We start from the raw sequence: 12,204 nt of genomic DNA on the forward strand, positions 1-12,204 counted from the left end.
AAAAAAGATAATAAAATTGGGCTCATCGGCTATTCTGGTTTCGCTTTTTAACCGATGATGGCTTACTAAATCGCTTAAGTAAAAATGCGCGGCCACTAATTTTGGCACGTTATGAACAGTCTAAAGTATGGAACGCATTATTGGAAGAATACCAACGTTTACTAAAAGAATTAAACTAAAGTATTTTTAATACTAGAATTATTTTTTTACAGAACAACTTCAAAGAAACTTTCAGTTCTAAGTAGTTTCAAAAACTAAATAAATTAATCAAAATGAAAAAACAAATTCTTATCGCTGGAACAGGTGGTATCTCTAAAGAGGTATTCAATGCCTATATTACTTTATAACTATGTCAACACCACCTAATATTTCATTTATTGGCTATTCTGGTCACGGTTTCGTTTGTGTAGAAACGGCACAGCTTATGGGTTTTGATATTTTGGGTTATTATGACTTCTCAGAAGTCTCTAATAATCCTTACCAATTATCGTTTTTGGGCCCTGAAGCAGGCTTTGAGAAAAATAAAGGATTACTTTTTGGCAGTATAGGTGATAATGCTATTCGTGAAAACGTATATAAAACAATCACGGACATAAAACCAAATATGTTTACAACCTTACAACATCCATCGGCCATCGTTTCTAAAACAGCAACCATTGGAATTAATACACTCATTTCTGCAGGTGCTATTATAAATGCATTAAGCAGCATTGGTATAGGTTGTATTATAAATACGGGCGCTATTGTAGAACATGAGTGTACTATAAAAGCCTTTGCTCATATTGCACCCGGGGCGGTCCTTTCTGGGAATGTTACTGTTGGTACTCGCAGTTTTGTGGGGGCAGGAGCGGTTGTAAAACAAGGCATTACAATAGGTAATGATGTTATTATTGGTGCTGGGGCTGTGGTAGTAAATGATATTCCAGATAATATAACTGTGGTAGGGAATCCTGCAAAGCCCCTTATTAAATAAAAGGGGTATTGGTAGTTTGGATGTTGGGAGGATTAATGTAGCGGTTTAGAGGAGTTGGAAAATTTAGTTATAAAAGATTCAAGAATTCAACTAAAAATATAGAATGGTGTCATCGCGAGTCGTTGCGTACACATTGTAACTATGGTGTTGCTTTTAATAGCTGAACAGTATAGTCCTTAATGACAAACTCACAATTATTGCACTACTAATCGTTAAAACTGGAACACGAATCAAGAAATAAACGAGTCATTGAATCCTTAAATTGTTGAATGATTAAATAAAACAAAAGTTATGATCCCCTTATCAATTCCGAAATTAGAAGGTAACGAATGGCAATATGTTCAAGACTGTCTAAACACCGGTTGGATTTCTTCAGCTGGCAGTTACGTTACACAATTTGAAGACCAGGTCGCAGCGTATGCCGGTGCTAAATATGGTGTGGCGTGTATGAATGGTACGGCAGGACTGCATATTGCACAACTGCTATTGGGGGTCACCAAAAACGACCACGTTATTGCCCCCAATATAACCTTTATCGCGACGCTTAACGCCATAAAATATACCGGAGCAGCCCCTATTCTTATAGATGTAGATGCCGATAACTGGCAAATGGATTTGGAACTTTTGGAAAGCTACCTAAAAGAGCACACCATAGAAAAGACAGAAAACAACGAGACGTTTAGAGTGGATACCACGACCCAAAAGCGTGTGCGTGCTATTATGCCCGTGCATGTTTTAGGGAATATAGGCGATATGGACCGCTTGGTGGCAATTGCTAAAACCTACCACTTAGCTATTATAGAAGACAGCACCGAGGCCTTAGGCACAACCTTTAATACCAAACATGCCGGTTCCTTTGGTAAAATTGGGGTGTTTAGTTTTAATGGGAATAAGATAATTTCTACCGGTGGTGGTGGTGTGCTTGTTACCAATGATGCGGCACTCGCCAAACAGGCTAAACATTTAACCACCCAGGCGAAAGTTAGCGCTATGGATTATATACACGATGCCATTGGTTATAATTACCGCTTAGTGAATGTGTTGGCCGCTATTGGTGTGGCGCAAATGGAACAGTTTCCTGGGATTTTAAACGATAAAAGAACATTGGATGCCTACTACCGCAAACACTTGCAAGGGGTAGGCGATATCACCTTTCAGGCGGTTTTAGACGGCGCACATCCTAACGGGTGGTTGTTTACGTTTAGTACGTCGCGAATGCGAGACTTATTAGCGTATTTAAATGCTAATGGCGTGCAATCGCGTCCGTTTTGGATGCCGATGAATCAGTTGGAAATGTTTACAGACGCTATTTATGTTACGCGACATGATGTTTCGGCTGCGGTTTATGAGCGGAGTATTAGTATTCCGAGTTCGGCAGGGATTACTGAGGAACAGTTAGAAACCGTGGTGCGTACGATTAAGGATTTTTATAATAAGAAGTAGTGAATGGGTTTTAGTGAGCGGTGATTGGTTTTGATTGTGGTTCAAAGCAAGGTTTTTGGTGTAGTAGTGTCTGTCTCAATGTCTTTACCCCAGCCCTAAAGGGAGGACATTGAACACAATTAGATAGTTTTCTTTACTTTTTATAATTGTTTTGATTGTGGTTTAAATAGAGTGTGCTGGGACTTTAAGATTGATCTGGCTTATTATTCTTTTTCTTTTTTGCATTGCCCAAAAAAGAAACAAAAAAGTCTAGGCTTACGACCCTCTATCTAAATTTATCATTCTGCCCCTAAATTTTAGGAACTCGCTGGAGAGATCTGTTATCAATTCCTAATTTTTGATAGCTCAAACAGCCTAAAATTTTACGGTGCCTTCATTTCAAATTTTACGATAGATCCTCGATAGGCCGGGGTCAGCATTTGAATATAATTAGATGGTTTTCTTTACTTTTATAATTGGTTTTGATTGTGGTTCAAATAGAGCCTATCTCAATGTATTTACCCCAACCCTAAAGGGTGGAAATTGAACATAATTAGAACGTTTTACAATCTAATTCGTACCTAAATCTTAAATGGCCTACTTTTCGTAGGCGTAGTAAAACAAGTAAAAGCCGCAGCGGCTGGCAGTGGAGGATGGCCTAGTGCAGCGGTTGCCATCCGCACGATAAGGGTTTTACGCAGTTTTCAAGCATACTAAAATCAGCCTAGATTTTTTTGGTTCGTTTTTTCATCAATGGAAAAAATGAATATTAGAAAGTGCATAGTGAGTGGTAAACAGTGAATGGTTTTGATTGTGGTTCAAATAGAGCCTATCTCAATTTCTTTACCCCGAGCTTAAAGGGAGGAAATTGAACGTAATTAGATAATTTTCTTTACTTTTTATAATTGACGGTTTAGGGTGCTTTTAGATTGATAACGTTTCGATAAAGTGTTTCATTTATTATTCTTTTTCTTTTTTGCATTGCCCAAAAAAGAAACAAAAAAGTCTAGGCTTACGACCCTCTATCTAAATTTATCATTCTGCCCCTAAATTTTAGGAACTCGCTGGAGTGATCTGTTATCCATTCCTAATTTTTGATAGCTCAAACAGCCTAAAATTTTACGGAGCCTTCATTTCAAATTTTACGATAGATCCTCGATAGGCCGGGGTCAGCATTTGAATATAATTAGATGGTTTTCTTTACTTTTTATAATGGTTTTGATTGTGGTTTAAATAGTGCCTATCTCAATGTCTTTACCCCAGCCCTAAAGGGAGGAAATTGAACATAATTAGAACGTTTTAAAATCTAATTAGTATCTAAATCTTAAATGGCCTACTTTTCGTAGGCGTAGCAAAACAAGTAAAAGCCGCAGCGGCTGGCAGTGGAGGATGGCCTAGTGCAGCGGTTGCCATCCGCACGATAAGGGTTTTACGCAGTTTTCAAGCGTACTAAAATCAGCCTAGATTTTTTTGGTTCGTTTTTTCATCAATGGAAAAAATGAACATTAGAAAGTGCATAGTGAGTGGTAAACAGTGAATGGTTTTGATTGTGGTTCAAATAGAGCCTATCAATTTCTTTACCCCAACCCTAAAGGGAGGAAATTGAATACAATTAGATCGTTTTCTTTACTTTTTATAATGGTTTTGATTTTGGCTCAAATAGTGCCTATCTCAATGTCTTTACCCCAACGCTAAAGGGAAGACATTGAACGTAATTAGAACGTTTTAAAATCTATTTTGTACCTAAATCTTAAATGGCCTACTTTTCGTAGGCGTAGTAAAACAAGTAAAAGCTGCAGCGGCTGGCAGTGGAGGATGGCCTAGTGCAGCGGTTGCCATCCGCACGATAAGGGTTTTACGCAGTTTTCAAGCGTACTAAAATCAGCCTAGATTTTTTTGGTTCGTTTTTTCATCAATGGAAAAAATGAACATTAGAAAGACTAATAGATTTATTTGAAATGGAATATTGTGATAAATGAGAAGTGAGTAGTTTTTTTTAGTCAGTAGTTTTAATTTTGGTTTAAAGGGTGTGCTGGTGCTTTAAGATTGATCTGGCTTATTATTCTTTTTCTTTTTTGCATTGCCCAAAAAAGAAACAAAAAAGTCTAGGCTTACGACCCTCTATCTAAATTTATCATTCTGCCCCTAAATTTTAGGAACTCGCTGGAGAGGTCAGTTATCCATTCCTAATTTTTGATAGCTCAAACAGCCTAAAATTTTACGGTGCCTTCATTTCAAATTTTACGATAGATGCTCGATAGGCCGGGGTCAGCATTTGAATATAATTAGATGGTTTTCTTTACTTTTTATAATGGTTTTGATTTTGGTTTAAATAGTGCTTATCTCAATTTCTTTACCCCAGCCTTAAAGGGTGGGAATTGAACACAATTAGAACGTTTTACAATCTATTTTGTACCTAAATCTTAAATGGCCTACTTTTCGTAGGCGTAGTAAAACAAGTAAAAGCCGCAGCGGCTGGCAGCGGAGGATGGCCTAGCTTGCGGTTGCCATCCGGACGATAAGGGTTTTACGCCGTTTTCAAGCATACTAAAATCAGCCTAGATTTTTTTGGTTCGTTTTTTCATCAATGGAAAAAATGAATATTAGAAAGTGCATAGTGAGTGGTAAACAGTGAATGGTTTTGATTGTGGTTCAAATAGTGCTTATCTCAATGTCTTTACCCCAACGCTAAAGGGAGGACATTGATCCACATACGAAAATGAAGATCCCCTTTAGGGGATTTAGGGGTGAACTAAGCCCAATAAGACAATAAGATATATTTTTAAAACCTATAATAACACATGAATTTAATAGACATACCCAATTTTATAAAAACACATATTACCAAACGACCACAGAGTCTTTTTGAGAATGATATGGCGTTGCATCGCGATACATTACTTAAGAAAATTGAAGGGAAATCCGTTTTAGTAATTGGTGGCGCTGGTACCATCGGGTCGTCTTATATAAAGGCGATTTTAAAATTTAAACCGGGCAAGTTATTTGTCGTAGATACTAATGAGAATGGCTTAACAGAGCTCACCCGTCAATTACGCTCGGATGCTACTATGTTTGTGCCTGAAGACTACAGAACGTACCCTATGAATTTTGGGGATCTGGTGTTTAAAAAGATGTTTTTGGCAGAAGGGCCATTTCATATCGTAGCTAATTTTGCGGCGCACAAGCACGTGCGTAGTGAAAAAGATAAATACTCTATTGAGGCGATGATAGATAATAACGTGTTTAAAGCCAAGGCCTTTTTAGACCTTTTGGTGACTAATAAACCAGAGCATTTCTTCTGTGTGTCTACCGACAAAGCCGCCAATCCAGTGAATGTTATGGGGGCTAGTAAGAAATTAATGGAAGAGGTGATTATGGCGTATAGTAACGATTTACAAATTACTACGGCACGCTTTGCTAATGTGGCTTTCTCTAACGGTTCGCTATTGGCGGGTTATATTGAGCGCTTATTTCAAAATCAACCTATTTCTTGCCCTGCCGATGTGCAGCGCTTTTTTGTATCGCCAGAAGAGAGCGGACAGATTTGTATGCTAGCGTGTATGTTAGGGAATTCTGGTGAGGTGTTTTTTCCGAAATTAGCGACCGAAGAAATGGCGTTTTTTAAAACGATAACGCTAGACTTTTTTAAAGCGTCTGGACGTACTATTATAGAATGTGAGTCGGAAGACGAAGCCAAAACGTTATCCCTAACCACTACAGAAAAGGACCCGTACCCGGTTTACTTTTTTGATACGGATACCTCTGGCGAAAAACTGTTTGAAGAATTTTATACCGATAGTGATGCCGTAGATACTAACACGTATTCGAGCTTGGGTGTTATTAAAAACGCTCGTAAATTACCTAAAGACTCCATTAATGTTACGCTTTTAGAATTGAAGGCCCTTATGGATTCTGGTGATTATGATAAAAATGCTATCGTAGGATTGCTTCAAAAGTACCTTCCTGATTTTAATCATATTGAAACAGGGAAGAGTTTAGATCAGAAGATGTAGGAGTGCTTTAATACTTCAATAATTCAAAAGATTTCAAGATTTAAGGATTCATAAATATTCAAGAGGTGCATTACGCCTCATTGAATTTTTGAATAAAATATTCATTGAAAAAAACTAAAAACTAAAATGTATAAAGTATTTAAAAGAGGTTGTGATATTATCGTATCAGGTATTGCCTTGGTGATTTTAGCGCCTATATTAATTCCTGTTATGATAGGACTTAAGCTGACGGGTGAAGGTTATATTTGGTATAAGCAAGAACGAATAGGGTATAGAAACAAACCCTTTTTAATTTGGAAGTTTGCAACGATGCTAGAAAACAGTCCGAATATGTCTGGTGGTGTTATTACCACCAAAAAAGATCCGCGAATTACTCCTATGGGCGGTTTTTTAAGAAAAAGTAAAATTAATGAACTGCCGCAGTTGATTAATATTTTTAAAGGGGATATGAGTGTTGTGGGGCCCAGACCCGTAATGCAAATTAGTTTTGAAGCTTATCCTAAACCCGTACAACAGGTAATTTATAATGTGAGACCGGGGCTTACTGGTATCGGCTCTATTATTTTTAGAGACGAAGAAGAGCTAATTACCGCAGTGAAAAATAAAGGAGAAGACCCGTGGGCGTTTTATTCGACTGCTATTTACCCTTTTAAAGGCGCGGTTGAACACTGGTACCAAGCCCACGAATCGTTTGTGGTGGATGTAAAAATTATTATGATTACAGCTTGGGTGCTATTCAATCCTACCAGTGCAATGGTGTACCGTTGGTTTAAAGAGTTACCCAAACGTCCTTTTTAATCCGCCTGCTAGCAATGCGGCTGCGGCTTTTAAGGTTAGACCACAAGGCTAGTCGTTACAGAGAAACTAGCCACAGGCCTCATCACAGACCGTTTCTTTTTAGAGTTCGTGCTTTAGTGGCGTATTTAAAGATTTACGTTACCAGTAGCGCACCGCGTTCTTCGCCTCATTTGTAGCGTACAAGATTTATAAATAACAAGGCGCTAGTCCGCTGATTTCCAAAGCTTACCGTCCGTTTAATATTTTTCAATAATTAGAGGGACTATGTTCTAAATTGTTGTTATTTTTGCCCGCGTTGTAGCGGTTAAAAAGCACTGCTTTATCCTGTTTTTAAAGCACATACCACTGCGGTTTCCTTCGGTTGCCCTATCGTGTCCTTTAGCATTCCATAACACTTGCACTTATTATATTTATTATGATTAAAACACAAAACATCCGCTTCCTTATCATCGCCTTATGCGGTGTTGTATTGAGTAGCTGCGTGAGTAATAAAGAGATTTTATACTTTCAAGATGCCGATTCTTTTAAAGAAACCACTATTGAGTATCGCGAGAATACGGTACAGCCCAACGATATTTTATCGGTAACGATAAGTGCTGCAATACCAGAAACAGCGATTCCTTATAACCGACAAACCAGTAGTAACTATGGTACTAATGTCGAATTACTAAAATTACAAGGGTATTTGGTAAGTCCGGAAGGTCTTATTTCTATTCCTGTACTCGGCAAGGTGTTGGCTAAAGAGCAAACGACGTCGGCGTTAGAAACAGCTATTGCGACCCGCTTAGAAGACGATGGGCACTTGGTAAACCCTATAGTCTCTGTGCGTTTACTTAATGCGAAAGTTACGGTGTTGGGCGAAGTGCAACGTTCGGGAACCTTTAGTTTTACCGAGCAGTATTTAAGTGTGCCACAAGCCTTGGGCTATGCTGGCGATTTAACCATTAATGGCCGTCGTGATGATATTTTATTGATTCGTGAGTTGGACGGAATACGCAGCATCACCCACCTTGATTTAACCACTGCCGATTGGATGGGGAATCCCGAATATATTTTAAAACCCAACGATGTGCTGGTGGTACAACCCAACCGTGCAAAGGTAAAAACAGCGGGGTATGTTGGTAATGTATCGACGATTGTTGCCATTGCATCCCTTGTTTTAAGTGCAACCATTTTAATTACTCGATAATCCCTACGTATGTATAACCAAATAGAAAACGACGCCGACAACGAACAACTCGATATTAGAGGACTTGTGTATCGTTACCTAGCCTATTGGCCTTGGATAGCCCTAAGTATTGCAATCGCCGTGATTGGTGCTGTTATGTATTTACGCTATACACCAGATAGCTATACAACGACGGCTAAAGTTAAGGTGTTAACTGAAAAGGAAGCGACCGATTTGGCTTTAGATTTAGATAAGATTCTAGGCAAAGGAAATGTGAATCTAGAAAATGAACGGGCTGTATTTCAGTCGTTCCGCATAAACCGTCAGGTGGTAGCGGAGCTTAATTTACAAGTGTCTTATTTTCAAATGGGACGTGTTAATGAAACGCAAGTGTTTAACGCTCCTTTTAAAGTGGTTTATGTGCCGGCGGCTGCTACAGGAGAAATGGACTTACGCTTTGAAATTAAGTTATTACCGCGCGGTTATAGCCTTACTAATCTTATAACGGAAGAAACGGTAGTGGTGCCTACGTTTTATTTTAAGACGCCAACGGCGGCCTTTCCGTTTACCATAACACCACGAGACCCTAGTGCTATAATTCCCGGCGACAACCCTATATATACCGTTTCTATTTCTAGTGAAAGTGAAGCAACACAAGGTTTACGTAAGGCCTTGAAAATAATGCCAGACGGAAAAGATAGTGACATTTTACTACTGAGTTTGGATGCCAATGATAAGATCCAGGCGCAGGCCATATTAAACACACTTATTGCTGTGTATATTGAAGACGGTATTTTGGACCGACAAGAAGTGTCTAAGCGCACCATTACTTTTATTGATGAGCGTTTTAAATACCTCACCACAGAATTAGATTCTATTGAAGCGGCTAAAGGTAGCTACAAGCAAAATAACAATTTAAGTATTTTTGAAGCAGATGCCGCGTCGGTAATCGAAAAGCGTTCGGTAAAAAACGAGCAGCTCTTTCAAGTGGAAACCCAATTACTACTGGCCGATGTGTTAGCCAAAAGTATGACATCGACGGATAATTTTAATTTGCTACCGGCTAATATCGGCTTAAATAGTGGCGCGGTGAATACCTTGGTAAGCGATTATAACACCGCCGTTTTAGAGTATAATAAGTGGAAAGCTAGTGCTGGAGATAGTAACCCAAAGGTTATGGTGTTAAAACAAACCATTTTAGACCTTAATAGAAATATTACGAGTTCATTAACCGGTTATAAAGATCAGTTAGAGCAATCCCTGGAACAAAATAAGCGGGCTCAAAACTTAGCGCAGGAGTCGTTTATGACCTTGCCTAATAAAGAAAAAATATTACGTAGTATAGAGCGTCAGCAGTTATTAAAAGAGAACTTATATCTTTTACTTTTGCAAAAACGCGAGGAAGCGGCGATTACAATGGCCACAACTGCTGCCAATGTTAAAGTTATCGATTATGCCATAACGAATTCTCTGCCTGTGGCTCCCAAACGCAAAATTATTTTATTAGGCGCTTTATTACTGGGTGTGTTTGTTCCTGTAGGTATTTTATACCTTAAGTTTTTAACCAATACTAAAATCTATACCAGTCGAGATGTTGAAGCTATTAACCCTAACAGTCCTATACTAGGGGAAATACCTGTAATTACTAATGCGAAACACGGCGTGTATGAGACGGCTGGAAATTCGCAAACCGAAGAGGCGTTTAGAACCTTGGCTCATAATATTAATTTTATGCAGGTGCAATATCCTCAAAAAGGGGGCCGCGTAATCGCGTTTACGTCTTCGGTAAAAGGAGAAGGGAAAACAACAGTGGCCTTTAATGTGGCACACACCTATTTTCAGTCCAAAAAGCGCGTGTTATTAGTGGGGGCCGATTTAAGGAATCCGCAATTACACCCCTTTATAGACGAAACAAAAAATACGTCGGGACTCTCTAACTATTTGAGTGATACAACGAGCGATTGGAAAGATTTTGTGCTGTCTGTGACGCCAGATAGTAATCGTTTTAATGTGTTGCTATCGGGCCCTATTCCGCCAATGCCCGCCGTTTTATTATCGAGTCCTCGATTTAAAGACTTTTTAGATGAAGCCAGAACCTACTACGACTATATTATTATTGATACGGCACCAACGTTATTAGTTGCTGATACCTTGACGTTTGTGAAATTGGTGGATCTAACGGCGTATGTGGTGCGTTCTGGTATTACCGAGAAACCACTTATTGAGTATTCTAAGAAATTGGTAGATCAGAAAAAGATCGATAATATTGGCTATATTATTAATGATATCGATCATAAAGGCTCCTATGGCTATGGGTATAACTATGGTTATGGCTATGGGTATTCGTCGGAAAGTGTGAAAAAGCCGTGGTATCAGTTTTGGGGGTCGTAATTTTTTCTAAGTATTACCATATCCCTTCCGTTAGTAACCCCGCCGGCTTAGTGTTTAAGTAGCGTGTTGTTTAATTTCGGAAGTCCATTTTATCTTATTTAATCCAGGCACAAACGCTGTGCCTTTAAACTATAATTATTAAATTAAACCCTAAATGACATTTAAAAATTACCTACTATTAACGTTGTGTTTAAGCGCATGGGTAGCACCATTAGCTGCGCAAGAAACCCCTTATTTTAAAGCGAGCATTGGCTTAAATATTATTGATAACAGTAATCAGTCCTCTCGTGGATTTTGGGGTATTGAAGATGTTGCTTTTGAGAGCCCTTTGGCTTTAGGAGTGGATTACCAAGCGAATGACCAATGGAGTTTTGGTGTTAATACTTCGTTTAATACGTTGAAAGAGTTAGGGGAACGCTCTAAATTTTTTGGTATGAATGCCGATGCTAACTACTATATTGTTAAAGCTGAGGGCAGAAATTTTATCGATTTTTACGGTATTATGGGCGCTGGTTTTTATACTGCCTTTGATAATACAGGAATCACTGTAAATCCGGGATTAGGGTTTAACTATTGGTTTCTTGAAACGGTTGGTGTAAATCTTACGGCTAAAGCCAATTTTGAAGTGAACTCTGGAGCTCCTGAGGTTCAGAATTTTTATCAGTATTCTTTTGGCGTTATATTCCGTATGGGAGAAAACTTTTAGAGATAAAAGTGAGGAACTGTTCGCAGGCTCACAAGTGGTGAGTAGTTTTTTTAATAGTGAACAGTGAACAGTGAACAGAGAACAGTGAATAGTGAATAGTCTTGATTGTGGTTCACTTCGTGATAGCGATTTTGTAGTGCCTCTCAATTTCTTTACCCCGAGCCTAAAGGGTGGACATTGAACATAATTAGAGCGTTTTACAATCTAATTCGTACCTAAATCTTAAACGGCCTACTTTTCGTAGGCGTAGTAAAACAAGTAAAAGCCGCAGCGGCTGGCAGCGGAGGATGGCCTAGCTTGCGGTTGCCATCCGCACGATAAGGGTTTTACGCGGTTTTCAAGCGTACTAAAATCAGCCTAGATTTTTTTGGTTCGTTTTTTCATCAATGGAAAAAATGAATATTAATAAGTGCATAGTGAGTGGTAAACAGTGAATGGTTTTGATTGTGGTTCAAATAGAGCCTATCTCAATGTCTTTACCCCAACCCTAAAGGGTGGAAATTGAACGTAATTAGATAATTTTCTTTACTTTTTATAATTGACGGTTTAGGGTGCTTTTAGATTGATAACGTTTCGATAAAGTGTTTGTATTTATTACTCTTTTTCTTTTTGCATTGCCCAAAAAAGAAACAAAAAAGTCTAGGCTTACGACCCTCTATCTAAATTTATCATTCTGCCCCTAAATTTTAGGAACTCGCTGGAGAGATCTGTTATCAATTCATACGTTTTGTTA

Annotated in this window: 7 protein-coding genes; all 7 read left to right on the plus strand. The window is 38.6% G+C overall.

Annotation, left to right across the window (positions count from 1 at the left end):
* Positions 1–349: 349 nt before the first annotated feature.
* The 7 genes from ES676_RS14020 to ES676_RS14050 all read left to right on the plus strand — a co-directional run bounded on the left by ES676_RS14020 (position 350) and on the right by ES676_RS14050 (position 11,471).
* Positions 350–973, plus strand: a complete 624-nt coding sequence (locus ES676_RS14020; protein ID WP_148370956.1) for an acetyltransferase — start codon at positions 350–352, stop codon at positions 971–973.
* Between the two features lie 291 nt (positions 974–1,264).
* Entirely contained in the window at positions 1,265–2,416 is a 1,152-nt protein-coding gene (locus ES676_RS14025) for a LegC family aminotransferase (RefSeq protein ID WP_148370957.1), read from the plus strand.
* Between the two features lie 2,780 nt (positions 2,417–5,196).
* Positions 5,197–6,408 carry a polysaccharide biosynthesis protein gene (locus tag ES676_RS14030; protein WP_148370958.1) on the plus strand — a complete coding sequence of 404 codons (1,212 nt, stop codon included), beginning with the start codon at positions 5,197–5,199 and terminating at the stop codon, positions 6,406–6,408.
* 126 nt (positions 6,409–6,534) lie between these two features.
* Entirely contained in the window at positions 6,535–7,206 is a 672-nt protein-coding gene (locus ES676_RS14035) for a sugar transferase (protein WP_148370959.1), read from the plus strand.
* 415 nt (positions 7,207–7,621) lie between these two features.
* The gene (locus tag ES676_RS14040) at positions 7,622–8,395 is read left to right on the plus strand and encodes a polysaccharide biosynthesis/export family protein (RefSeq protein ID WP_148370960.1); all 774 of its coding nucleotides are present in this window, start codon (positions 7,622–7,624) and stop codon (positions 8,393–8,395) included.
* Positions 8,396–8,404: 9 nt separating this feature from the next.
* A complete protein-coding gene (locus ES676_RS14045) occupies positions 8,405–10,765 on the plus strand; it encodes a polysaccharide biosynthesis tyrosine autokinase (RefSeq protein WP_148370961.1) in 2,361 nt (786 codons plus the stop codon).
* Positions 10,766–10,919: 154 nt separating this feature from the next.
* Positions 10,920–11,471: a hypothetical protein gene (locus ES676_RS14050; RefSeq protein ID WP_148370962.1), complete on the plus strand. Its 552-nt coding sequence runs from the start codon at positions 10,920–10,922 to the stop codon at positions 11,469–11,471.
* Positions 11,472–12,204 lie beyond the last annotated feature (733 nt).

Source organism: Bizionia saleffrena (assembly GCF_008086175.1).
In the GTDB taxonomy this organism is placed as follows: Bacteria; Bacteroidota; Bacteroidia; order Flavobacteriales; family Flavobacteriaceae; genus Bizionia; species Bizionia saleffrena.